Annotated in this window: 17 protein-coding genes and 1 pseudogene; 11 read left to right on the top strand and 7 right to left on the bottom strand. The window is 62.0% G+C overall.

Annotation, left to right across the window (positions count from 1 at the left end; all coding sequences use genetic code 11):
- Nucleotides 1–2 precede the first annotated feature (2 nt).
- From QAZ47_RS15115 to QAZ47_RS15100, 4 genes are read right to left on the bottom strand one after another with little or no spacing between them, the layout of a single operon-like run.
- On the bottom strand, nucleotides 3–620 hold the full coding sequence (locus tag QAZ47_RS15115) for a SctK family type III secretion system sorting platform protein (RefSeq protein ID WP_278207563.1): 618 nt from the start codon (nucleotides 618–620) through the stop codon (nucleotides 3–5).
- On the bottom strand, nucleotides 617–1453 hold the full coding sequence (gene sctJ / locus QAZ47_RS15110) for a type III secretion inner membrane ring lipoprotein SctJ (RefSeq protein WP_278207562.1): 837 nt from the start codon (nucleotides 1451–1453) through the stop codon (nucleotides 617–619). Before sctJ ends, QAZ47_RS15115 begins: the two co-directional genes overlap by 4 nt.
- 10 nt (nucleotides 1454–1463) lie before the next feature.
- On the bottom strand, nucleotides 1464–2084 hold the full coding sequence (locus tag QAZ47_RS15105; RefSeq protein WP_278207560.1) for a hypothetical protein: 621 nt from the start codon (nucleotides 2082–2084) through the stop codon (nucleotides 1464–1466).
- Between the two features lie 12 nt (nucleotides 2085–2096).
- Nucleotides 2097–2753 (bottom strand): type III secretion protein, encoded by a 657-nt coding sequence (locus QAZ47_RS15100; RefSeq protein ID WP_278207559.1) that lies wholly within the window; start codon nucleotides 2751–2753, stop codon nucleotides 2097–2099.
- 235 nt (nucleotides 2754–2988) lie between these two features.
- On the opposite strand from QAZ47_RS15100, the gene QAZ47_RS15095 reads away from it, so the two are divergent.
- Together QAZ47_RS15095 and QAZ47_RS15090 are read left to right on the top strand one after the other, a co-directional pair.
- Nucleotides 2989–3711 carry a L,D-transpeptidase gene (locus QAZ47_RS15095; RefSeq protein ID WP_278207558.1) on the top strand — a complete coding sequence of 241 codons (723 nt, stop codon included), beginning with the start codon at nucleotides 2989–2991 and terminating at the stop codon, nucleotides 3709–3711.
- 3 nt (nucleotides 3712–3714) lie between these two features.
- A complete protein-coding gene (locus QAZ47_RS15090) occupies nucleotides 3715–4692 on the top strand; it encodes a LysR family transcriptional regulator (protein WP_278207556.1) in 978 nt (325 codons plus the stop codon).
- Here the strand turns inward: QAZ47_RS15090 and QAZ47_RS15085 are convergent.
- Both QAZ47_RS15085 and QAZ47_RS15080 read right to left on the bottom strand, forming a co-directional pair.
- Nucleotides 4665–14537 (bottom strand): LysM peptidoglycan-binding domain-containing protein, encoded by a 9873-nt coding sequence (locus QAZ47_RS15085; RefSeq protein WP_278207555.1) that lies wholly within the window; start codon nucleotides 14535–14537, stop codon nucleotides 4665–4667. The genes QAZ47_RS15090 and QAZ47_RS15085 overlap by 28 nt on opposite strands.
- A gap of 78 nt (nucleotides 14538–14615) precedes the next feature.
- Entirely contained in the window at nucleotides 14616–15476 is an 861-nt protein-coding gene (locus tag QAZ47_RS15080; protein WP_278207554.1) for a MurR/RpiR family transcriptional regulator, read from the bottom strand.
- A 211-nt stretch (nucleotides 15477–15687) separates the two neighbouring features.
- Between QAZ47_RS15080 and QAZ47_RS15075 the strand changes: the two genes are divergently transcribed.
- The 7 genes from QAZ47_RS15075 to QAZ47_RS15045 all read left to right on the top strand — a co-directional run bounded on the left by QAZ47_RS15075 (nucleotide 15688) and on the right by QAZ47_RS15045 (nucleotide 21776).
- Nucleotides 15688–15870 (top strand): hypothetical protein, encoded by a 183-nt coding sequence (locus QAZ47_RS15075; RefSeq protein WP_142875995.1) that lies wholly within the window; start codon nucleotides 15688–15690, stop codon nucleotides 15868–15870.
- A gap of 113 nt (nucleotides 15871–15983) precedes the next feature.
- Nucleotides 15984–16985 carry an EscD/YscD/HrpQ family type III secretion system periplasmic domain-containing protein gene (locus QAZ47_RS15070; RefSeq protein WP_278207552.1) on the top strand — a complete coding sequence of 334 codons (1002 nt, stop codon included), beginning with the start codon at nucleotides 15984–15986 and terminating at the stop codon, nucleotides 16983–16985.
- Complete coding sequence (locus tag QAZ47_RS15065) at nucleotides 16982–17422, top strand: hypothetical protein (protein ID WP_278207551.1); 441 nt, start codon at nucleotides 16982–16984, stop codon at nucleotides 17420–17422. The genes QAZ47_RS15070 and QAZ47_RS15065 overlap by 4 nt, the downstream gene beginning before the upstream one ends.
- 155 nt (nucleotides 17423–17577) lie before the next feature.
- A complete protein-coding gene (locus tag QAZ47_RS15060; protein WP_278207550.1) occupies nucleotides 17578–17748 on the top strand; it encodes a hypothetical protein in 171 nt (56 codons plus the stop codon).
- A complete protein-coding gene (gene sctV / locus QAZ47_RS15055; protein WP_278207549.1) occupies nucleotides 17748–19910 on the top strand; it encodes a type III secretion system export apparatus subunit SctV in 2163 nt (720 codons plus the stop codon). Before QAZ47_RS15060 ends, sctV begins: the two co-directional genes overlap by 1 nt.
- Nucleotides 19911–19958: 48 nt before the next feature.
- Nucleotides 19959–21314, top strand: coding sequence for a type II and III secretion system protein family protein (locus QAZ47_RS15050; protein WP_278207548.1), 1356 nt, complete (start codon nucleotides 19959–19961; stop codon nucleotides 21312–21314).
- Nucleotides 21315–21326: 12 nt separating this feature from the next.
- Nucleotides 21327–21776: a hypothetical protein gene (locus tag QAZ47_RS15045; RefSeq protein WP_278207547.1), complete on the top strand. Its 450-nt coding sequence runs from the start codon at nucleotides 21327–21329 to the stop codon at nucleotides 21774–21776.
- Between the two features lie 185 nt (nucleotides 21777–21961).
- On the opposite strand, the gene QAZ47_RS15040 is transcribed toward QAZ47_RS15045, so the two are convergent.
- Entirely contained in the window at nucleotides 21962–22765 is an 804-nt protein-coding gene (locus tag QAZ47_RS15040; RefSeq protein ID WP_278207545.1) for a tetratricopeptide repeat protein, read from the bottom strand.
- Between the two features lie 85 nt (nucleotides 22766–22850).
- Between QAZ47_RS15040 and QAZ47_RS15035 the strand changes: the two genes are divergently transcribed.
- Together QAZ47_RS15035 and QAZ47_RS15030 are read left to right on the top strand one after the other, a co-directional pair.
- The gene (locus QAZ47_RS15035; protein ID WP_278207543.1) at nucleotides 22851–23891 is read left to right on the top strand and encodes an EscU/YscU/HrcU family type III secretion system export apparatus switch protein; all 1041 of its coding nucleotides are present in this window, start codon (nucleotides 22851–22853) and stop codon (nucleotides 23889–23891) included.
- A gap of 60 nt (nucleotides 23892–23951) precedes the next feature.
- A pseudogene (locus tag QAZ47_RS15030) lies at nucleotides 23952–24131 on the top strand (integrase); the annotation flags it as partial.
- Between the last annotated feature and the right edge of the window lie 249 nt (nucleotides 24132–24380).

Here is a 24380-nt window from a genome sequence, read left to right as displayed (position 1 = left end):
CGCTAACCCATCGCTCGGCGCACAATTGCCGGGCCGACCTCGATGAACGGCTTGGCGGTCCGGTCGACGAATTCGTTCGGCACGAGCTTGATGCGGACGCGCGCACCTGTCTCGCCGGGCATTGCCTGGCACCATCCGCCAAGGCAGCTCAGACCGTCGGCATAGACACGAACGCGGATATCCTCAAGCGATTGCAACGCCCGTGCTGGACCGGCCAGATCGCGGTTGGCGACCGCAAAGGTGCAGAGATCCGCGCCAAGCGCCGCCTGCAAGGCATCGGCTTCGCGCCCGTCAATGACGGCGGCAAGATTGCCGGCCCAGTAGATTGCGCCCGAGCGAAGGGCGAGGTCCTCCAGCTCCTCGCCCGACAACAAGGCAATCGCCCGATCCACGTCATCCGAGGGTTCATCGACCGCGCGAGAGAGTCGGTAATGCTCGAGCAGAAGCTTCGACAACCGCTCATGCAGGCGTTGCGACTGCAGCATGCGCTGGCATGCAGCTTCGCTGATCGCACCGTCAAAGCATTCCGCGAGTCGGGCCGCATCCGCATAGGATGCGAGGCCGGAGATAAATGCCTGCCATTCCGGGCTGGCGGCTTGCCCTGAACCGGTCCCGGTCATGCCTTCCTCGCGGGCATTGCGGAAGCGTCGAGGGCGTAGACATCGGGCCGCCGATACCACTGCAGGTAGGCCAGCCGGGCAGCCAGCGCGAGTATCGCCGCCGCCATGCCGTAGAACAGCCACATCGCGGCCGCCACGCTGTCCGGATGCAGCCTGAGCCCAAGGAAAGTTGTGAACCCTGGCTCGGATGCCTGCTCCGGGGCTGTCGCGGCGACCGGAATGAGCGTGACGGAGACGTTGTCGTAGGTCAGTCCGGCGATACCCTTGGACACCAGCATCTTGACCTGCGGGACCAGCTCGTTCATCGGCACGGATGCGCGATGCCTGATGAAAACCGACGCGGACGACGGCACCAATTGCTGCCTCAGTGGATCATTCTCGGGCAGAACGAGATGAACCCGCGCGGAAAGCACGCCGTCGATGTCGGAGATTGTCTGCGACAGCTCCTGGCTCAGGCCATAGATCATCGTTGCGCGCTCTTCCACCGGCGAGGACACGAGCCCTCCCCTCTTGAACACCTCGCCAAGCGTCTGGAATTCCTGTTTGGGCAAACCGCTTTCGTCGAGGATAGCCATGGCTTCGGCAAAACGGCCCTTCTGTACGGAAACCGTCATCTTGCCGTCCTTGCCGGCCTCCCGCTGAGCCGGAATTCCATGACGCATCAGCGTGGCCACGATCTCGTTGGCCTGCCGCTGATCGAGGTTGGAATAGAGCTCCACCGAGCAGGCCTGGAGCATAAGCATGCCCGCGACGACAAGCGCAACGCGACACCCGGCGACGCATCGATTGAACAGCGCTGACCGCCGAGGCAGGACCAATTCGCGCACGAACACTCCGCAACGCCTACTGTTGCTTGATCAGCGTGCTGGTGGACGACGTCACGGCCTTCACGCTGCTGGTCACGATTTCCAGATTGGCTGCTGCCCACATCACGGAAATGGATCGCTCGAGCAGTTGCTGGGCATTCTTTGCCGGCGCATTCTCGGCTTCCTTGCCTGACGGAGCGGCATCCTGGGTGGTGGCCGTTTCGGTCTGCGCTGGTGTGTTCGCCTTGCCGAGAGCCCTTTGGACCTGCTGCATTGTTCCTTCCAGCGACTGGACAGCAGAACCGAACAGGGCCGAGGAATCCGCGGCTGCCCCCCCTCCGGTCTTTTCCACCTCGGCCAGATAGTCGAAGAGTTTGCGCTCGATGATCGGCTCTGCCCGCTCCGATCCGGAAGATTGGCCCGCCATCGCCGGATTGGCTCCCGACGACGCCTGCGCCACCTGTCGGCCCGCGCCTGTGGCGACATCGCCGCGCTCAGATGCGTTGGGCTTCGCCGCTTCGTGCTTTTCCTGCTTGGCACCCACCATCTGGTTGCCCGGCTGCGCCGCCGCGCCGGCGGTGATCTGCTGTTGCGAGCCTATGCTGGTGGTCAAGCTTGCCAGCGAGGCCTCCAGGGCTCCAATCGGCGCGATCTGCATGAAGCTGCCCTCCTATTCCTTGGTCGGTTTTCCGGAGGGGACATTCTGCGCCTCCGCCTGCCTTCCGCGAAAAACGCGGACCGAAGCGACCTTGCCGGGCTCCTGTTTGCCGCCTTGCGCGGCGGGAACTCCGAGTGTCTTCCTGACGAGTTCGATATAGGATGGCGGCCCCGATACCGAGACGACGTCGTCCTGCATGGAAACCTTGACTGGAAACTTCGGATCGATGACGCCCAGTCGCGAAAGCCGGTCTTCCGCGCCGGCGGCCCTGTTGGCATCAAGCGGAATCAGTTCGGTCTGGACCTCTGCTTCAGTGGCGACATTCATGACGATGCCGTCGAAATGCCAGACCAGACCGTATCGATTGCAAATCTCTTCCAGAAATTCGCGCGCCGTTCCAACCGGCATGCCGGCGCTCAAACGTCCCTTGACGAGCTTGCTGATACGCATCGGCACCCGCATGTTGCGGCCGAGTTCGACAAGCGCATCCGTCACCGACTGATCGATGGTGATGTATTTGTAGGGACCCTGCGGCCAGCGCGGCTCGGCGGCATCGGCCCGCGAAACAGCAAGACCGAACGTCATGATCGCCGCCAGCCCGCCGGCCATGATGGCAGCGCTGGCTTGCGACAACCGATCGACATGGCAGGTACCGCGTCCAGTCAACATTGGTCCTATCGCAGGGACGAGGAGCGAAGGCCCCGCGTCGCCCGTCTCATGGTTTACCCGCCAAATTCACCCTATCGCGCGCGTCGTCAAAATGGAAGTCCAATTGGATTGAACTTGTGTATTTGGTTCCAAATGTTGCGATCAGCGAGCAAAGCGATATGGTGCGGCCTGGAATCGGAGCAGCGAGGGCTCGCGGTCGCCGGCTTGTTGCTGGAATTTGAAGGGATCAGCCCCGGTGGCGGCACACAATAACCTGCTCTTGAGCTTGAATGCTCCGGCCGGCGTTCCTTGGCGCTGGGCTCTGGTCCGGTCGCGCCTTGGCAAGGGCTTGGGTGAAGCGGTTCTGGTTGCTGCCGTGTTGACTGCCGCGATGGCGCCGGCGCAAGGTCAATCGAACAGCGGCTACGACCCGCGAAGCTGGAGCTACGATCAAGCCCGAAATGTGCTGGTCTCGCCATCCGCTCCCGACCAGACCGCGGATGGCGAAATGAGGCCGGCATGGTCGGCAATCCCAAGAGAGATCGTCGATTTCGGTGAGACGCAACCGAAGGGATCAATCGTGATCAACACCAGGGAGCGGCGCCTCTACTACATATTGGGAAATGGCAAGGCGCTGCGATATGCGGTCGGTGTCGGCAGGGAGGGGCTGGAATGGTCCGGTCGCGACACGATTTCGAGCAAGAAGGACTGGCCGGATTGGCGGCCGCCGGCCGAAATGCGGTTAAGGGAGGCATCGAAAGGCCGCTTATTGCCGGCGCGTGTCGCGGGAGGGCCGAACAACCCATTGGGCGCACGTGCGCTCTATATCGGCAACACGCTTTATCGCGTTCATGGCACCAATCAGCCATGGACCGTCGGCCAAGCCAACTCCTCCGGTTGCATCCGCATGACAAATGAAGACGTTATCGACCTATATGACCGAGTGAAGATCGGCGCCCAGATTATTGTCCGGCATTGAAACGTGATCCCTTTCAACATCAAACAGCTCGAAACCTTTCTCCTGGTCGCGACTTTCGGAAGCTTCCGGAAGGCTGCGGAACGCTTGAACACAACACAGCCGGCGGTATCGACCCGAATTGCCGGTCTGGAGGAAGCGCTCGGCGCGAAGCTGTTCGAGAGGCAGAGCGGCACCGTAAGACTCACCGCCGAGGGCCAGCGCCTGCTGCCGCCGGCGCAGCGTGTCCTGCGTGTCGCCGAACGGCTGCAATTGACGGCAAACTCCCTTTCAGAGACAGCGGGTGTGCTCAGGCTCGGGGTTGCCGAGACCATCGTGCACACCTGGCTTCCCGATTTCCTCAAGGAATTGCAGGCAAACTATCCGTTGGTCGATACCGATATCGTCGTCGACACGACGACGACCCTTCGCAACGAGCTCATGTCCCACCGGCTTGATCTTGCAGTGCTTATGGGCCCCATTCAGGAATACAGCATCGAGAATATTGAACTGCCTTCCTTTCCGCTCGTATGGGTTTGCTCGCCGTCCTTGAAATTGCCCAACTGCGGAAAGCTGACGCTGAACGACCTGATGCAATTCCCGATCATCAGCTATGCGCGCCCGACGAGACCCTACAGCGAACTTTACCGCAAGCTGAGCGGCGAACTTGAAGCGGCGCCGCGTATCTTTCCGGCCAATTCGCTGGCCGCCTCCATCACGATGACGCTGAACAGCATCGGCATCGCCTCCCTTCCCAGGGAAGTCGTCCAGGATCATACTGCCAGCGGCGCGCTACGCATCGTCGACTGCGAATGGCATCCCTCCGACCTGCGGTTCACCGCTTCATATTCCTCTGAACCATCCAACCCTGTAGCGGAGCGGGCTGCAAAGCTGGCCGGCTGCATTGCACATGCATATGCCGCGAGAATCGGCAAGGCGCAGCCTCCCGACGAACTCGGAGTTGAGCCCGTAGCGTCTCAGCCGACCGACGCAATCGGCAGGTAGATGCGGTCGCCGGAGAAAATCATATCCGGGCTCAGAATATGATCCATGTTAAGCACCACCGTATCCGCCACGTCGGCCGAATGCGCGTTGGCGATGAGGCGAATGCTGTCGCCGTCCCTGACTTCGACCCACCGATAGCCGTCTTTCTCCAGGGTTGGATTCGTGCGGCCCTCCGAATTGCTGCTGCCCGCGGGATGAACCTCGACATAGTCGCCGGAGACCCAGCCGCTATGTTTTTTGCCGTCCGGTCCGAACCCTTCGACGGGTATCCAGGCCTCTCCTGACGGATCGGTCGAGGGCTTCGCGGTCTGCTCGACGAACGTGCCGGGTTGCAGGACCGTCACCACGGCAGAATCGTCCTCGGGCTGGCTCCGCAAATTCAGGCCGTCATCCGCCGACACGACGAGTTGCGGGAAGTCTTCGGGCGGGGTCTTCGGCTTGCCTGGAACATCCGAGTGATTGTCGGGCTGCGGGGACGACGTATCGCCATCCGGTTTCTTCGGATTGGGCGGAGCGGTCGTTTTCGGGTCCCAGGGCTGCGCGAGCATGGAGTCCAGAGAGAAGAGAAGCATTCCGATGCCGAAGGTGATGCCCAGCGTCCATCGATCCACTGTGGCCCATCGTTTGTCGGACTTTGCAGCCGCCGCGATATCGGCGTCGGTTCGCGGCACCGAACGGCGATTCGTCCGGTCCGTTCTTATCGCCGACGCCCAGAACTCCGCGCAGCCGAACGTGAACATGGTGCCGGCGACCGTGGCGATCGGCGCGGGCCAGGAGTGCAGTGTGTAGACGGCGCAGCCGAGCACATAGCCAGGACCCGCCAGATACTCGGCCAGGTTTCGGATCACCGGCCTGCCGGTGAACGACTGCAGCATCGACTTCGTGCCATAGACGACATTGCCGAGTGAGAACGTGCTGTTGACGACAATACCCTTCCCCTGGACCATCCCAGTCGCCGCCCCTGGCGCCGCGGCAATGAATGTGGCCCCGCCGAGCGCATTGAGGAACCGCCCGAACGGCTTATGGTTTGCGGTCGCGTTGGGGAAGACAGCCTGCGCGCCGAAAACGAAGCCCCGCACGCCGAATGCCACCGCTCCGGCAGTAGCGGTCCAGGTCGGAGGCAGCGAGCTCCACAGCACGTAAGAGGTGGTCGACATGCCGCCAAAGGTGGCGAGTGCCTGAGCGTTCTCGCGCATCCTGGCATGGCTCAGCGCCAGATCGACGCTGGCGGCCTGGTCCGGCATCATCGCCTTTTTATGGGTCGCCCGGAAGGTCGTCAGCTGCAGCACGGAGAGAGCGTTCTTCTGGTCCCCGCTCATCCACTCGAACTGCTCGGGCGTGAACTTGCGGAACTGGCCAGGGCTCGTCTCCCCGAACTGATTTGGTGTCGCCGCTTCGATCTGCGGCTGGATGAAAGCCTCGGTGTGGTGAATGGTGAAGGCGCCCCATTGATCGCGGGTCAGCACCGGGATCTGCTTTTCGGTCAGCCACGGCACCTGCCTGGGATCGAGCTTTGCGACGTCCACGGAGCCGACCATGGGTTCGGGGATCGCCCGAACCTGCCGCTCGGTGACATGCTTAAGCAAACCGGCCTTCGCCAAGTCCTTGAACTGCGGTGACGTGAACTTGGCGACCTGACCGGGCCTGAACCACGGAACCTGGCGCGCGCCCAACGTCGACATGTCGACGAACTGGACCTTGTCCCCCTTGATCGCCTGCAGCTGTGGTTTCGTCAGGTGCGACGTCAGACTGGCTTTACCGAGATCCTGGAACTGCTGGTCCGTTGCATTCCGGATTTGGCCCTCTGTCAGCCATGGAATCTGCTTCTCGCCGAGGCTCGCTATATTGACAAAGCCTGTCTTTGCCTTGGGGATGCCGCGCAGTTGGCTCTTGGTCAGATAGGGCAGCAAGCCGGCCTTATCCATGTCGCCGAACTGCTGTTCGGTCAGCTCGGCGACCTGCTCGCGCTTCAGCCATGGAACCTGGGTCGGCTGGAAATCACCCATGACGAGATCCGGCACCTGATCAAGCGGGGTAGCCCTGACGCCGTCCCGGGTGAGCGGCCGACTGTTCGACGCCGACTGTCCCTTGCCGCGCAAAGGCTGCGCGGCGGCATTGGCCTGTTGATTGTTCTCTTCCGGACGGCCCAGGCTTCCCGGCACGTGACCGTCGGAAGCTCCACGTATCCAGGGCAGCACCACGGCCTCGCCCGTATCGGGGTCGTACACCAGTATGTGCGTCTTGTCCGCCATCTCCGGGGCATCGCCCCATACGTGCGTGCTGTCTGAGGGCGGAACATGGACCTGCTCCGGGCTCCTCGGCCCGGTACCCAGCACTGCCGCCGTAATCACCTCGCCACTCTCGTCTTCGAGCTGAATGGCACGGCCGGAACCGCTTCTGACCGCCGCGGGTTGGGGCGGCGGTGTTGTTGCGGCAGGTTTGTTGTGTCCGAAGATGTTACCGACAATCCCGGCATCGTCGAGCGCCCCTTGCAACTCGGCCGAAGGCGGCGCATCGAGGAAAACCCAGCGCGGTTGATAGCCTGAGTTCTCGTTCCGCAGCGCCACATCCTTGTTGATCTGCTCCTGCAGCTTCGGCGTAAGCGGAACTTCGCGCATCTGGGCGACGCCATTGATGGTCGTCCAGCGATGATAGGTCTTGACCTCGATCGCCTCGATCACGTCCTGGCTCTTGAAGACTGGCGCATCCACGTAACGCCCACCCTGGCCGGTAACAGGATGGGGACCGTCCGGGTTGGCCTCGACCGGAAAATGGGCTTCTCCAAGCGACCTGTTGAGTTCGCGCGTATAGGTCTCGCCTGCCTTCCACTTTTCCGGCTGCCGCATGTTGCGGATCTGTTGCAGCGAATAGGTTGTCGGCGGAGCCGCCTCGATTGCTTTCCTGGGTGCGTGCGCCGGCGCCGCCTCTCCCGTTGGCGTCGCTTGGCCGCCCGGCACATGGTCCTCCGAGGCACCGCGCGTCCATGGCAGGACGTATGCTTCGCCTGTATCCGGATCCCGGAACAAAATATGCGACTTGTGCATCAACTCCGGTTCGTCGCCACGCGCTTGCGGCCCGTCCGCCGGCGGCACATAGACGTTCTCTGCGCTTTTTGGCAGCGGTCCGTAACGAGTGGCCGTCACGGATTGCCCGTTCTCGTCCCTTATCTGGATCGGGCCGCTTCGGCGGCTTCCTACCTGCGAGGACAGGAACGTCAGCACGCCGTCGGCAACGTCCTGGCGTATGAACCCGCCGTCGACGATCGACGGGCCGAATTCGGTCCGGAACTGCTCTATCGCGGCGCGTTGGTCGGGCCTGGCCGTCTTCTCCAACTCGCCGAGGAACTTCTCCAGGGAGGCCCTGCCTCCCTTCGGAACGCCTTTCGCGGCACCATCGCCCGACGGCTGCACGGCGTGAGCAAGCCAAGCCGGGACCGTCAGCGTTTCGCTCTGCCCATTGGCCCGATCGAAGGTCAGTGTCGCGTCTTCGCCCTTGGCGATCGAAGGAGCGGTCTTGGCCGCCTTCGACTTGTACTGGAACCTCACTTCGGCACTGTAAGCCACCGCTCCTGCAGGCAGAGGCGGCGTCGACATTGAAAGCGTGTAACGCGTGGCGGGCGTGCCGTCCGAGCCGTACAGTTTCCGATAGATGTTGCCGGCGCTCGGCATGTAGCGGGACTGTGGCGATCCCTCGGGGCGAAAACGCGCCGGAATCCAAGACTGCACTGTCGATTTCACCTTGTAGGTCGCGGACGTGACCATCCGGTCCGGATTGAAACCCAGCGCGCCCGGCAGCCTGTTGCTGTCGTTGAAGATGACGTCGACGAGCATCGCCTCGGGGTTGACGACGCGAGCCTTCTCGCCCGTCAGCAAGACAATATCCGCCGTAGGCGACTTGCCCGGTATGGCTGAAAGCCGCAGTCCGCTCTGTGTCGGCTCATCGACAAGGGAAACCGTGTTCGATGGATCGATCTGACCGGACTTGACGAGGTCGCGAATCGACCGGATGCCATCGCCCTGCCCGATCGCCGTGATTAGTTCGGATCCCTTGGCCGGGTCGTTGACGGCGAACTGGACCTTCAGCTTTGTCGCGCCAAGAGCCGACTGGATCTGGTCGAACGCCTGTGCCGACACGACGTCGCCCGGCCGCAGCGTGTCGGTCACAGGCAGTTCAGGACGCTTCTCGAAACCGATGCGCGGCATCTGATCGACTGCCGCGACATGATTGGCCACGATCGGCAGGCGTATTCCGGCCTTGGTCTCGGTCATGACGCGATCGAAAGGAAGCGTGCCTTGCAGCACGACATGGCCGGAGCTGTTTTCCGCCGGCACGCCAAAGAAATCGTGCTGGCCCGGCGCGAGGCTGACCTCCTTGCCACTCAGCGAGGGCGTGTAGATCATCTCGATCACGGTGCCTTTGCCGTCGGGTGTCATCCCCACGATGGCGGCATCGACCGGCTTGGCCTCGTAGCCGCTGGCATCGTGGAATATCGCCTTGCTCGCCGCTGCGGACAAGTCGCTGCTGCGAACCGGGAAGGCCGTCTGATTGGATACCGGCCAGACACCAGCCTGAAGGCTGGTTATGTTCCTGTATTCCCGTGCCCGGAAAGACACCACGCCCTGGGTGCCGAGGGCATCCTTGAACGGCGTCAGGCTGCGTTGGCCGACGCTGTCGAGGATCGACCATCCGATCATGCCGAAGTCGGTTTTGGTGCCGACGCCGAAGCCAACGGCCGCAACTGTCGGCGAGCCGATCCCGAACGCCTGGCCCGTGTTCAGCCTGACCCGGACGGTGACGCCGACGCGGAAGTCGGGCAAGGTCTCGCGGAGGGGCGTGCGCGGGATTTGAACGCCATCCGGGCCATAGCGCTCGGCCATCTCGCGGCTCGAATAATAGCCTTTCTCCTGTTCATAACGGCTCATCAGCTGCTCGGCGCTCAGGCCGTCGAGATAAGCCGATGGCGTCTTCGGGTCCTTGCCGCTGGTGTAGACGTAGCCACTCGTGTCGCGATCCGGCATGCCGGTGAAGCTGCGTGTCTGCGGATCCCAGACAAGACGTACCGGCCCTTCCTTTACTGTCGGCTCGCCCGGCACGACGATGGGGTCGCCGTCAGCGGGGTGCGGTATGCCTGAGGCGGTCGAGCCTTCAGGATCGCGGACCGGCGCCGCCGTCGCGCCGTTGCCGCCGACGTCATCGGTTTTGATCACTTCTCCCGGGATCACCGGGAGGCTGGGGTCGTGGAAGACCTGCTCTCCCGTTGGCCGGTAAACCCCGTCGGCGCCGATTTCGTAGACATTCATCGGACGTCCCGAAGGGCCGGGTTCCAGCGCCAGTTGCGACGGTCGTTTGCCGCCGGGCGGTTGCTGGAACGGTCCGTCGCTGCCGGGCGGATTTGCATCAGCGCCGGGAGCGTTGGGGTCCTGTGTGCCCGTTCCTGGCCGCATCGTGCGCAGACCATGGATGCCGAGCCCCGTGCCGGTGATGCCGGTGCCAAGGCCCGTAAGCGCGTTGGCAAGCTGGAGACCGTTCATCTGGTCTCGGTTGGCGGCGAGATCGTAGGCCGATGTTGCCAGTAACGGCGAGCCGACAACCACCGAGCCGACATCCATCCCCCAGGCCGCCTTGTTCAGTCTGGCAGTCGATTGCATGTATGTGCGGGTTTCAGATGCCAACGCCCAGTTCGATCGTGTTGCGCCGATGCTGCCAGCGAAGGCGCGGGGACTGGCAGCAACGCCTGCCAGGAATGACTCACTCTTCGCCGCCATGCCGATCGTGCGTAGGCCGCTGGAAGCCATGGGCAGAACGGTGGTTGCTGCGCTGGCGATGTTGGTCAACGACTCGGTGTCGTACCACTCGCCACCATGGTCCAGGTGGTTGACCTCGTTTATGACCGCTCTGGTCCCGAGATAGGCCGCGCCGGTATAGGCCAGCGGCGCCGCGACCGGCGCGGCCGGCGTGAACGACAGGATGGTGGCAATGCCGGTGCCGATGCCAACCAGCGGATCGACGACCTTGTCCCAGACGGAGACATTGCGGGCCTTGACCACGTCGAGCGCGATCTTGCCGTCGGGTCCCGCCTTCATCTCGAGGTCCTTGGGAACGACGAGCTTGCCGTTCTCGCCGAACTGGCTGTTGTTGTCCTGGAAATCGCCGAGGTCGTCGAACTTCTTGCCGGTCGCGTCGACATAGCGGGTGTTGCCATCCCCGTCGCGCACCGCAAACAGCGTGACCTGCTGCGTTCCGACCTGGTCGTCGACATAGAAGATCGGCACGCTGCGCACATACGGATTGTCGCCGCCGATATCGCGGATCTCGTCAGTCACATTCTCTATCGCGTCGCGGCCGTCATCGGTCGAACTGTCCAGGCCGAGCTTCCGGGCCACCATTTCATCGAGATCCGTGCCGCGCTGCTCGCGAAATTCGTTGTCGTAGCCTTTCTTGAGCAGTTGCTGGAATCTCGGCTGATACATGGCGTCGAGCGTCAGCTGCTCGTGCTCGTCCAGATAGGTCTTGTCGACACTGGTGTTGTCATCGGCCAGCAGAGACGGCTCACTGAGCCGAAGCTCGTGATAGTCGTTGAAGCCCTGCAACTGTCTGCGCAGATCCCCGATCTGACTTATCTGAAGTTTTGTCGCCTCCAGCCTGAGCTTGGCGACCGCCAGTCCGGGATCGACCCAGCGACCACTTTTATCGTCATCTTCCGTATCAAGGTCGATCCAGATTGCCTTCCCGCCCTGGGTCAGGGCGTCGATCCCATTCTGCTCATAGTTCTGGGCGACGTCCGGCGCCACCTTGATCGTCTGTCCGCCGACTTTGATCTCGACCGGCTGCGCGCCGTTGGGCAGTGTGCCTTCGGGAGCGTCAACCGATCCCGGCTTGTGATGTGTCAGCGCATTGTCGAAATTGGTCTGCAGCATCGGCAGCTTGGCGTTCAGATCGGCGAGGCTGTTGCCGAGCTGGCGATCCAGGACGTCGTTCAAGCTCTTTGCCGCCTGCTCCTCGCTGGACCTTACCGATTGCAGACCATTTGCCGTGCAGACTTTCGCGTTGGAACCATAGCCGGCCAGAAGCGCCTGCCAGTCCTTGTTGAGTTGACGATCGCGATATTCGTCCCTGACGTTCTTGTCGCTCAGGCTGTAGGTCAGCTGCTGTTCGGTGGTTCCCTCGTCGAAATGGTTGATGACCCAGAGCTGGCCGTCACGGATCTCGAGCGTCGAGTTCTTGTAGTGCCCAAGGTAATCGCCGCTAATGCGATTGTACTTCTCGTCAAAGTTGAACTTCTGTTCGCCAAGATACTCGTTGGACAGCTTCTGCTCGAGGTCCGTCTGCCGCGCGCTGACCTGCGTGGCATTGGCATGGGCGTCGAAATAGTCCTGATAGGCCTGCGCCAGTTCGAGCTGACTGCCTGCCGTCGTCTGCAGGGTCGTGAGTTCCTTGTATTCCTTCGAGTCCTTGGGAACACCGTTGAGGTCAGCCTGACCGACCAGGAAATCGATTGTGAGCTTATCACCCTTGCTCAGATGCAGGCCGACCTCGGAAAACAGCTTGTCGACAGCGGAGTGGTCGGCGACGCTTTGATCGCGTTGCGGATGAAGGTCGGGAGTGCCCCGCGCGCTGACTGACGGCGCATTCGGATCTCCAAGAGGCGTCAGCGGACCCTGCCCGGCGATGGCGTCCTTGAGGACGCGCCCGGCGTTCTCATATTCGCCGCGGGCATCCTGCGCGTTCTTCAGCAAGGTGTTGGCCTTGGTCACCCGCTCGCGTGCATCGGCAAGCGTGCCTTTCGGCTTCTGGGCGTTCCATTGCAGCCCGTGAGGCGCCAACGCCTTGTTCAGGATGGTCTGCGCACCACCGACGGCATCCTTGTAGGCGGGATCGAGCATATCGACATTGAGCTGTTCCTGTCCCTGGACTGCCAGAGCCCGCATCTCGGTGACGCGTGACAGCGCGATGTTCTCGTCGATGATGGCCTGAGCGACCTGTGGGTCGACCCAGGTCCAGACGCCGTCGATCTTCATCGGCATCCACTTTCCCCCGGAGGGCGCGTTGCCCTGCGGCGGATCGCCGAAAGGATCGACAACCCTGTTCTGCCCGTCAAGCTTAGGCTTGGCGGGCATACCCAGGTGGTATTTGTCGATCAGGGCCTGTTTGTCCTGTCCGGCCTTTTCCGCGGCGTCGATGAGACCGGGCAAGGCCTCTCCTGCCAAGATCCCTTCGACGAAGGTCTTCACGACCTCGCCTTCCTTCGCCTCCTTGGGGTCGCTGCTGTTGGGGTTCACCGCCAGCAGCGTCCTGGCCAGGGCCTCTTGCGTGCTTCCAGCCTCGATCTTCAGGTCGGCGCCGGTGGTGTTGTTGTGCAGCGTCATGCTGCCATCGGGCTTGGTGGTCAGCGTATAGCCGTTGAATGTGACCTCGACCGTCGTGCGGGTGCCGTTGTCGATGGTAATTTTTTCGCCTGTATGGATTGTGTTCGGGTCGCGCGACGAGCTGAAAAGTTCCGGATTCGTGCGCCTGAGGTCAGCCAGCGTGACGCCATATTGCCGCGCGATCTGGGTCAGGTTGTCGTCCGGCTGGACCTCGTACACGACAGGCTTGCCGCCATTGATCTTCTTGGTGGTGGTCGTGGTCACCCGACCGTCCTTGTCGGTGACCGTCTTGGTTTCGGTTCCGTTGCCATCGACGGACAGCGACGTTTTCTTGCCGTCCGCGGTGGTCGTGACGGTGCGTACATCGTGCTGATAATCGTAAGAATAGACGGTCTTGCCGCCAGTGCGCGGATCGGCGAGCTCGACCGACTGCGCGTCGCTGCTGTTGTTGGTCGTAACCTTGTAGCCGGCGGCTTGCAGTTCGCCGATCACCTGCTCGTTGGTGAGGCCATTTTCCTTAGCGATTTGGTCGATGCTTTTTCCGTCGGCAAGATCGTGGTTGATGTCCTGCGTGGTGGACCCACCTGGATCCTGGGAGGGCGCCAGTATGGTTTTGCGGCCGTCCGGGCCGGTGACGGTGGTCATTGGCAGGGAAGGACCAGCGCCCGGCGTCACCGTTTCCACCGATGCGCCGTCGGGCAATGACGTCCGTTCGGTGACGGTTCCGGTCCCGAGATCGTCCTCGTAGCGCGTCGTTATGGCGCCAGTGTCTGAATTGTAGCTGGTGGTTTCCTTGCGTCCGAGCCCATCCCGGATCGGTGAGGTCGTCGTCGCGCCGCCGGGTTGTTCCTGGACTGTCGCATAGTAGCTGTCGTGCTGGTAGTCATAAAACTGTGTGACGGTCCGGCCGCTGGCATCCGTGATTTTCGTCGTCTGCGTGTCGCCGTTTGGCGCACTGCTGTCTGACACGATCATCCCACCGGACCTGAGCGCGGCGATAACCTGCTCGCGCGTCAGGTGGCGATCAGACGCGATCTGCTCGATGCTTTTGCCTCCGGTAACGTCGTTGACGATATCGCGGGCGGTATTCGCTGCTGCGGGATTGTCCTTGGCCGGACTCCCATTGAGATCCACCAGCGTCACAGCCGGAGTTGCCGGATTGGTGTTCACATAGAGTGCCGGGGTTACCGTCGTGCCATTGCCGGATGTGCCATTGCTCGCGTTCGCGACATTGACGCCCGGCGCCGCCGGAGCTGTTGCCGGGCTCGGCTGAAGGGAACTCAATTGCGTGTTTACCTGCGCCAGTTCCTGGCGAGCCTGTGCCGCCCAATCGCGCTCGCCCATTCTGTTGGCGAGCCTGATCTGGTCCCGCAGCGCTGCCGCCTGCACCTCCAGCCGTGCTACCTGGGCGGCATCCGCGTTGGCATTGACCTTCTGTGTCTGGAGGGGCGGCTTGGCGAGCGTTATCGGGCGAACCATCTAGACGACCTCCGGAAATCACTTGCTGCCGGCGGCCCGCCGCCGTCACGCCCGTCCCGATTTCAACCTTTCTTGTCGTTATCGAGGGAGCTTCCAATAAATGCCGAAAGCAGCAAGTTGCTCTTCCGACTGTTTAACGCGTTCCGCCGCATTCGCCCCAGACCGCACTGCCGTCAGCGCCGCCAGGATTTCGACGGCAGCGAATGCCGGCGCCATGCTTCGGAAGAACGATTGCGAATTCGAGGTGACGATGATCGCTTCCCGCGCGATCCGGGTCAGCGGCGAGACGCTGCTGTCGGTGATCGCCACCACGCCGACGCCCTGCCGGGCCGCCTGGCGCGCCACCTCTATCGTTGTGCGCTCGTAAGGCGACATGCCGACGGCAAGCAGCACGTCGCCGCGTCCCGCATGCTGAAGGGCTTGCAGGCCTTGTCCGGCCATCTCGCCGACCAGCATCACATTGCGGTCGCCGCCAGCCGCAAACGACATGATGTCAACGAAATGGCTCGCGACCGGATAAGCCGAGCGCAAGCCTAGGCCGAAAAGATTGCGCGATCCCGCAACGAGGTTGGCGGCAGCGATGAATTGCATGGCGTTGCCGTACTCGCCAAGACTTGAGATCTGCGCAGCGAGAGAGTCGGCAACGACCCCGGCTGTCGAATATCCCGAATCGCCATCCCGTTCGCCACCCTGCCGGGCCGGTTCTCCGGCTGTCGTCTCGCGCAGCGCGCGCGCATAAAGGCTGCGCATGTCCTCGTAGCCTTCAAGGCCAAGCCAACGTGCCAATCGCATCATCGTGCTGTGCGAAACGCCGGCCTGCTGCGCCTGCTCGCGCATCGACATCAGCGCCACATCCTTGGGGTGATCCAGGACGAAACGCGCCGCCACCCGCAGTTGCGGCGGCATATTCTCAAACCGTTCGACCAACAGCTCCGCCAACGGACCTTTTTCCATTCCCATTACCCCATCAAACCCCGTCGGTCAGGCTACTCCGTGAGCGCCTGAAACGCAACAGTTGGAACAAACAAGCCTCAAATATTCCAAGTGGACTTTCATTTTCGATCATCCTGTCCTAGATTGCTTCGGCAGGTCCTGGACCGCATGCACGAGCCCGGGCTTGCAACTTGAACAGCCCCTCAAGGAGACAATGATGGCTGCCACCCCTCCCATTACGTCCGGTTCTGCAGGGTCACCGGAACAAAACCTGGACAAGATGATCAAACAACAGGAACGCATGTTTAACCTGGAGATCACAAAAGATATCGCGAAATCCCAGCATGACATGCTGATGAGCACCGCCAAGACGCTCGGCGAATCGGCTGAGAAGGCCTGACGCGAGGATGCTCAACCTATGCGCCGCCGACAGCAAGCGGCGGCGCACTTGCATGACTGAAGCCCATTTGTCCGGCTGCATTCGAAATCGTCATCGGCGGGAGATGAGGTGGCATGACCGCTAGCCCTATCGGCAGATATTTGGACGCTGCGCCGGCGCGCCAGCTGCGATCGATTATCACCCAGTCGTCGTCACCCGCACAGCCCATCGCGCTCAGCGTGACGCAGGGTTTTCATGCCGGCGCCGAGCTCCGTCTGATTGAAGCGCTTTATACGATCGGCTCCAGCACCGAGTCAGACATCGTCCTCAGGGATGCGGGCATCGCTCCGATACACGCCAGGCTGCGGCGCAACGGCAACCAGTTTGAAGTCGAAGCCGTCGGCGGCGATGTTGCGCTCGCCACAGGCGAAATCATACGTCAAGGACATGGCAGCCGCTGCAGGTTGCCGTTAGTCATCGGCATCGGCGACGCCCGTATCCGGCTGGTCAGTCCGGGACACCCGTCGAGCCGGTGGTCGATCGGCAACCGCTCCATGCTGGTCGCGGGGGGCGTTCTCTTTGCCGTTTTCGCCGTTTCCGTCGGCGCCAACGGATTCTCGCTCGCCAAGTCCGACATTGGCCCACAGGCATCTTCTCAAGACGATCAGCCGGTCAGAATGGCTTTCGCCGGGGAGCGCGGCCAGGAAGTGCTGGACGATTCATCGCCGGCGCAAATTCAAACTGTCGCTGATGCGGAAAGCCAGCTCAAACAGCGTCTCGATCAGTCCGGCATAAACACCTTGACCGTCCAGCGATCGCCCGGGCGCCTTGTGGTTTCGGGCGTGATCCCGGATGACAAGAGAGGCGTATGGACAGAGACGCAATCCTGGTTCGACCAGACCTTCGGCGGTCATGTTCCCCTCGTATCCAATGTCATGACCGGCAACACACAGCAGGCGCCGCGCCTGACGCTGCAGGCGATCTGGTATGGCGACCGGCCTTATGTCATCGCAGCCGACGGCGCGCGCTATCACGAAGGCGCATTCACCGATGACGGCTGGACCATCAAGCATATCGGCGAGACGGAACTTCTGCTGACCAAGGGCGGCGCCACAGTCGCGCTGAAATATCCGTGAACCGCCGACTAGAAGGGCCGCGCCTCGATTCGGCGAGGGTGGAAACCGCCGGCCGCGACGTGCATCAGGCCGAAGGCGGGCGCGGGCAAACGATCAGCCGGCGACGCATGAATGGCGTCGATAAAACCGCCAAGGGTGCTCAGGGGACGAAATCGGCCGCTGCCGCGGGAGGGTCTGAAACGGCGGAATTCCAAGCTTCTCGACATGCGGCCGGAGAATCGCTGGATGATATACTCACCAATTTCGTCATGCCCATCATTCCGGAGCCGGCCATCCTGCGCCGCTCGGTACCTATTCTACAGCATTTCATAGCGAACCTGGTTCCCGACCTTGAGGGCGGCGAGCAACTCAAGACGCTCGCCAGAACGCTGATCGAGGATGAAATCGAACGTCATCGTGACCTGCTTGGCCGCATGCAGGAAGGAGTCGAAATCTGACCGACCCGCGTGACACCGTCCATCTGCTGCATGTCCTGGGCTATCTCTACGGCTGCCACGGGCAGGCCAAGCGGGGGGCTGCGTACCTGCTTATCGCCGCGCAGCTTTCGCCGGGAAATGCCAGCGTTCTCAGGACGCTGGCGCATCTGCTCATATTGGATGGCGAGGCCGAAAAGGCGCTTGCGACGATTGCCAGGCTGGAAACCTTGGAAGGAATGGACCACCCGGTGCTTGCATTGCTGAAGAGTCGCGCCCTGCTCGTGGCCGGGCGCAAAACCGAGGCGCACAGCGCGTTGCTCAGTTTCCTGTCGCATCGGGCTGCCTGATGACCGCGTCGGAGCGACTTCTGCAATTCCTTGCCAGACTGTCACGCCGCAGCGACCTGGTCATCGCCGTCCTGATGCTCGTCGCCGTAGTGATGATGCTCATCCCATTGCCGACGTTTCTCGTCGACTTTCTCATCACCGCGAACATCGCCATCAGCGTGCTTATCCTGCTGGCGTCGTTTTATGTTTCTCATCCGCTGCAATTCTCATCGCTGCCGTCTGTCATCCTCATAGCCACCTTGTTCCGGCTGGCGATCACGATCACGACCACGCGACTGATCCTGCTGCAGGCCGACGCCGGGGAGATCATTACCGCCTTCGGCACCTTTGTCGTCGGCGGCAGCATCGCGGTCGGCCTAGTTATCTTCCTGATCATCACCGTCGCGCAGTTCATCGTGGTTGCGCGGGGCGCCGAACGCGTCGCCGAGGTAGCCGCGCGCTTCACGCTCGATGCGCTTCCGGGCAAGCAGATGAGCATTGACGCCGAGTTGCGCAACGGCGATATCGATCAGGCTGAGGCACGCCGCCTGCGCCAGCAGCTGGAGCGCGAGAGTCAGCTGTTCGGCGCGATGGACGGCGCCATGAAATTCGTTAAGGGCGACGTCATCGCCGGTATCGTCATCATTCTGGTCAATCTGGTCGGCGGTTTCGCCGTCGGCACGCTGCAGCACGACATGTCGTTGGGAGACGCGGCCGCGACCTATTCGCTGCTCACCGTGGGTGACGGGTTGGTCGCGCAGATACCGGCGCTGCTCGTCGCGATCGCCGCCGGCACGATGGTGACGCGCGTCGGCAGTGCCGACGGAACAGGCGACCTTGGCCGGCAGATCACCAGCCAGCTTCTGCGGGACTCGCGTGCGCTTGCCCTCGCAGCAGTGATCATGGTTGGCCTTGCCATGGTGCCGGGTTTTCCGTCCATCGTATTCCTGGTCCTTGGCGCCTGCTTCGGCGCGGGCGCCTATGCAATCAATCGCCGCAGCGCTCAGGACTCCGAGCCTCAGGACGTCAGCCAGATCGCGGTGCAGGAACAACGCAGTGGTTCCGCTTCGCTATCGGCAATCTCCAGCGGAACGCTGCCTGCTTCCTACCGCATCGTCGTACGCTTCGGGGCTGAACTCGCGGAGACGATTCCCGAGTCCGAATTCGCCGTGTTCGCCGACGGCGTGCGCCGCGAAGTCTTCGGCGATCTCGGTGTCGACGTTCCGGCCATCGGCATGCAGGCCGACGAGATGCTCTCCCCGCGAAGCATCCGCATCGACCTGGAAGGCGCGCCCATACTGGATGCCGAAATTCCCGCCGGCCGTGTTCTCGTCGAAGCCGATGCAACGCATCTGGATCTACTTGAGCTGACTTACGAAAAAGCCGCATCGATCGCCGGTCAGCGCAAATTCGTGTGGGTCGATGACAGCCACATTTCGACGCTGAAAGAGGCCGGTTTCATTTTCTCCACACCCGTCGAAACGGCGGCCAGATGGACCGGAAATGCACTTCGGCTTTATGCAGGACATTTCGTCGGGATTCAGGAGACGCGCAGGCTCCTGTCGGACATGGAGCCGGACTATGCGGATCTTGTCCGGCAGGCGCAGGAGATCGTGCCGCTGCAGAAAATTGCGGAAGTGCTTCGCCGGCTCGTCGGCGAAAACGTGCCGATCCGCAATCTGCGCCTGATCCTTGAAGCGCTGATCGAATGGGGCCAACGAGAACAGGACGTCGTCCTGTTAACGGAGTATGTCCGCACATCCCTGAAGCGCCAGATCAGCTTCCGTTCCGCCGACCGCAACAACATCATCGCGGCCTATGTGCTGCAGCGTTCAGCCGAGGATATCCTGCGGAACGCGGTGCAAAGCACATCGTCAGGCACATTCCTGAACCTCTCGGACGACGATGCGCAGGCCTTGGTGAGCGAAATCGAGCGGGCCCTGTCGCACAACTCCACCGACGCCTCGCCGGTCGTGCTTGCCGCGATGGACGTGCGCCGTCACATGCGCAGCCTGCTCGCGCACAATGCGATCGAGCTTCCGGTCCTGTCCTTCCAGGAACTTGCGCAGGAATTCAACGTCCAGCCGCTGGCGACGATCACCGGCCGTGGCGGAAGAGCCGGCGCGCGCGCCCAGGCGCTGCCGTCGGCTCAGGCGAAAGTCGCGCAGGAGACAGTCTCATGACGAAGGCATGGCGAACGGGGATATCTGGGGAATCAGGAGAGGAACGGGATGACAATCCACGATACCGCAGCAGGCGTTCGATCCGCCGCCGGGCGGACGGATATGCGCTGGCTCGCTATCGCGACGGTTGGTGTTTTGCTGGCTTTGTTGTTCACGATCGGCGGCGCGGCGGCGCAGAATGCTTCGCCCCTGCCGAGCAAGCCAAGCCTCGATCTGCCGGTCGGGCAAGGACGCTTGCTGCGGTTCAATGAGCCGGTCGAATCCGTCCTGGTCGCGGACACCACGATCGCGGACCTCCAGATCGTGTCGCCAAGTTTGGTCTATGTCTTTGGCCTCAAACCCGGCCTGACCAACCTTATTGCGATCACGGCCGACGAGCGGATCGAGGCAACCGCTCAATTCCGCGTCACGCCCGATATCACGCCCGCCGCCGAGGCCAAGCATGCAATGCAACCGAATTCGGCAACAAATCTGCACATTTTCGGAACCCGCATCGCCATCACGGGCGAAGCCCGAGGCGTCGACGAGGCGAAAGATCTGGACAACGTCGCAAGAACGTTCTCGCCGCCGGAACAGCCGCCACTGAACAACATGACCGTGCAGGGCTCGCAGCAGGTCAACATCCGGGTCCGCTTCGCCGAAGTCTCGCGCACGGAGTTGCAGTCGTATGGTGTCGACTGGTCCGTCGGGTACAAGAGCGGTGGCTTCGAATTCAACATGTTCCAGGACAATGGCGTGCCCTCGGGCGGCGATGGGAATTTTGGTCTGAGCCTCAACCAGGCGCACGGCCTCAATTTCGACGTCCTCATCGAGGCCCTGCAACGCAACGGCGTGGTCAAGATACTGGCCGAGCCGAACCTGACTGCCGTTACCGGACAGACGGCGAACTTTCTGGCTGGTGGGGAGATTCCCGTGCCTATCGCGCAGGGATCCGACGTCACAACCATCCAGTACAAACCCTTCGGCGTATCGCTCGGTTTCACCCCGACGCTCATCGGCCGCAATCGCATCGCGCTGCACGTCCAGCCGGAGGTCAGCTCTTTGTCGGATTCCGGCTCCGTAAGCGCCAACGGCTTTGCCATGCCGAGCTTCGTGGTGCGAAGAGCGGACACTACGGTGGAGGTGGCAAGCGGTCAGACCTTTGCGATCGCTGGCCTTTTCCAGCAGCGGACCTCTCGCAACCTGGAAAAATTTCCGGTTCTCGGCGACGTGCCCGTGCTTGGACCCCTTTTTCAATCGCAGCGGTTCCAGCATGAAGAGACCGAATTGGTCATCCTGATCACTCCCTATCTGGTGGCGCCGGTGCGCGACAGCCTCGCCACGCCGCTCGACCGTCCGGCTGCCAAGCGTCTCAGTCGCAAGCACGCCAACGACGCGTCGGCGACCGGTCTGATCATCAAATAGCGGGAAACGACCATGACATTGCGCATCGCTTTCTGCTTCGTTGTTCCCGCGCTGTTTTTGGCAGGCTGCATGAACAGTCCGCAACATCGGCAGGATTATTCACCCGGCTACAGCTATGTCTCGACCGACACCGGCGGCTCCGAGAAAGGCGTCAGCGGCTCGGTCCTTGCTCCCAACGCATGCCTGGCCGAACCGGCTGATGATGACAATCCAGCCGCTAGGACCGATTTGACGATCGTCTCCGGTGTCGGCTCCCACCTGCCGTCCGGCTGCTCCAATGCCTACAATCTTCAGCGCATGGCAGAAAGCCAACGCGACCTTGTCGAAGGCCAGCGCATGGGGGCGGCGCCGGCGTCGCCGACGGCGCGCGCGGCCCGTCGTTACCTCGATGGCGAGGAGGCTCCGATTGGCGGAGCCAATACAGCGCCGGCGACGACGCAAACGACGCAGCCAGTCGAGTGAGCCTATGCCAACTCCGCGCCCGCAGCGCCGCTCCTCGCGTCAAGCTTGACGCGAGATCGGTCTTGGTTCTGCGCTGCCACGCGCTAGAACAGTTCGCAGTTTCACGGAATCGGCGAACTGCTTTATCTCGTTGTTTTAATGCAGTTCCGGACGGAAAACCGCTTCGCGCTTTTTCTGGAATTGCTCTAGCCCAGGATGGAGCCGAGCGCTTTGGCCTTGGCCTGCGTGCTGCCCTTCGACCGGATGGTTCTGGCGCGCGCCAGCAAGGTGGCCACCTCCTTGGTCGTCAGACCGATAGGCGGCGAGGCCTTGACCTGATCGGGCTGGCCAAGAAGTCCATAGACCATCACGACATTGCGCTTCTGGTGCAATTGCGCATTGGGTGCAGCCGCAATCTTCTGCACCAAAGGCAATGCCGCCGCGGAATTGTCTTCAAGGGCCGCCGCCAACGCCATGTTGGTCTGGACGTCGAGGTCGCCGGGCGCAAGTTTCAACGCCTGGGCGAAAGTCGCCTGCGCTTCGGTGATCTGGCCGGCGAATGTCTGCGCCACGCCCAAACGGTTATAGGCGCCACTGGTGTTGACCAGAGGCGCTGCCTGGGTGAGCGCGCGCATGCCGGCGTCGATGTCGCCCGCCTCTATCATAGCCGAGCCAAGGCCGAGCATCGCCTTCCCGTCATTGGGAGCTTTCGCGAGCGCGGCCTGATAGGCCTTGGCCGCGTCAGCCGGGTATCCGGCCCGCATATAGGCATCGCCCGCCTTGACGAACGCGCCCGCCTTGGCGTCCGGCATCGTTGCCGCACGCTGGTAGAGCGCGATCGCGGTATCACTTTCCCCGCGCGCGTCGATATCGTCGGCAAGCTTGATCAGCCGATCCGACTGCGAGGACGGGCCTTGGGCTTTCGCGTTGATCGAGCCGGTTTTGGCCGTCTGGCAAGCGGACAGCGCCAGCGCGATGGCCACAGGCAAGAATACGACATGCAACCGCATATCCACCTCTCCGTATTCAAGCCCGGCGCCACCTTACACAGCCCATAGGCAGACTGGAACCACAACAGTGCGGTAAGATTGCAACATGGCCGAAGAAGCTGAGGAAAAGAAACTACCGGCATCCGACAAGAAGCTGCGCGACGCCCGCCGCAAAGGCCAGGTTCCCCAGAGCCGCGACCTTATCTCGGGCTTCACTTTCTTCGCAGCGCTCGCGTATCTTTATTTTTCTTGGCCGATGCTCTTCAGGCACCTTTCGGAACTCGTGCAGACCGTAACCGTGCCTGGCGGTTCGTTTGGCGATGTCAGCCTGCGCGCTGTCCGGCATTCATTCTCGCTGCTGATGCTTGCCACGCTGCCGCTGGTCGGCATCGTTGTCGTTCTCACTGCGGCCTTCGGCATGCTTGGGACGTTCGGGCCGGTCTTCTCGTTCGAGCCGCTCAAACCGCAGTTCGACCACATAAATCCGGCCAGGGGCCTGCAGAAGATCCTGTCGCTCCGCAACGTCATCGAGTTTGCCAAGGGCCTCATGAAGCTGGTGCTGCTGGCATGCCTGTTCGTCGTGGTCCTGACCACATGGCTGCAGCCGCTTTTCGATGCGCCGGGTTGCGGTCCGTCATGTCTGGAGCCGGTGATCAAGGCAGTCCTGACGCCTCTGGGAATCGCCGCCGGCCTGGCTTTTGTCGTCATCGGCGTGATCGATGTCCCTATTCAACGCTGGCTGTTTCTTCGCGACATGCGCATGACGACAACCGAATACAAGCGCGAGCACAAGGACCTCGAAGGCGATCCCTTGATTCGCCATGAACAGCAGCGGCAGCGGCGCGAAGCGGTGATACGGCCGGCGAAGCTGGGCGTAAAAAATGCGGTCATCGTCTTCATATCCGGTGACCGGGCCGTAGCGTTGCGTTACATCAGGGGCGAAACGCCGGTGCCGACGGTCGTCGGCAAAGGTCAGGGCCGCGCTGCCAACGAGATGGCTGCTCAAGCGCGGCAGGCCGCTATTCCGGTGGTCGAGGACAGCGCCCTCGCCGAAGTGCTCTTCGAGAACACGAACATGGGATCCTATATCGGCCAGCAGATGTTTTCGCCGGTCGTTCGCCATCTCGTCCGGCTCGGCCTCACGTGAGGCCGAGATCGCTTGCAAACGCACTGTCGACTCAGTCTTGAGCTGTCGCTTGAGGTCTATCTGGCGGAAGCCGGGGCCTCGACCAGGCTGCCCATGGACTTGCTCGGTCACGACGACATCGATCATGCCGAACTCTATTCGCGCGAGGCATCGCAGGTTCGACTGGCGGTCCAGGGGATGGACCGAGTCGTGCGTCTGGTTACGCGCAGCCTCGTGGCGAACCGCCCCATAAAGCATTGATAAATAACGACAATGGTAGGCGCTGAGGGTGTGAGACTGCCAAAGAAAATCAATGGCTTACAGGATGGTTAGCCAACCCATATCCTTCGTATAATCTCGTATGGTCGGGCGAACCTAAGGATCAGGAAGAGGAGTAGTTTTCAATGCGGTCGGTGGCTCTTTCCTATCCTCCAAAAGGGCTATGAATACATGTTGACCAAGGGCGTTAGCGCGACCGCTTTGGGGCCGAAAGAGGAACGTCGGCTTGAG

The organism is Mesorhizobium sp. WSM4904 (assembly GCF_029674545.1).
Classification (GTDB): domain Bacteria; phylum Pseudomonadota; class Alphaproteobacteria; order Rhizobiales; family Rhizobiaceae; genus Mesorhizobium.
Note: the sequence above shows the minus strand (reverse complement) of the source record. Positions and strands in the feature narration are given on the sequence as shown.

Coding starts and splice junctions, on each gene's coding strand:
- QAZ47_RS15085 (WP_278207555.1), bottom strand. CDS start 14,537: ATGGTTCGCCCGATAACGCTCGCCAAGCCGCCCCTCCAGACACAGAAG.
- QAZ47_RS15075 (WP_142875995.1), top strand. CDS start 15,688: ATGGCTGCCACCCCTCCCATTACGTCCGGTTCTGCAGGGTCACCGGAA.
- QAZ47_RS15100 (WP_278207559.1), bottom strand. CDS start 2,753: ATGTTGACTGGACGCGGTACCTGCCATGTCGATCGGTTGTCGCAAGCC.
- QAZ47_RS15105 (WP_278207560.1), bottom strand. CDS start 2,084: ATGCAGATCGCGCCGATTGGAGCCCTGGAGGCCTCGCTGGCAAGCTTG.
- QAZ47_RS15070 (WP_278207552.1), top strand. CDS start 15,984: ATGACCGCTAGCCCTATCGGCAGATATTTGGACGCTGCGCCGGCGCGC.
- QAZ47_RS15035 (WP_278207543.1), top strand. CDS start 22,851: ATGGCCGAAGAAGCTGAGGAAAAGAAACTACCGGCATCCGACAAGAAG.
- QAZ47_RS15050 (WP_278207548.1), top strand. CDS start 19,959: ATGACAATCCACGATACCGCAGCAGGCGTTCGATCCGCCGCCGGGCGG.
- QAZ47_RS15115 (WP_278207563.1), bottom strand. CDS start 620: ATGACCGGGACCGGTTCAGGGCAAGCCGCCAGCCCGGAATGGCAGGCA.
- QAZ47_RS15045 (WP_278207547.1), top strand. CDS start 21,327: ATGACATTGCGCATCGCTTTCTGCTTCGTTGTTCCCGCGCTGTTTTTG.
- sctV (WP_278207549.1), top strand. CDS start 17,748: ATGACCGCGTCGGAGCGACTTCTGCAATTCCTTGCCAGACTGTCACGC.
- QAZ47_RS15040 (WP_278207545.1), bottom strand. CDS start 22,765: ATGCGGTTGCATGTCGTATTCTTGCCTGTGGCCATCGCGCTGGCGCTG.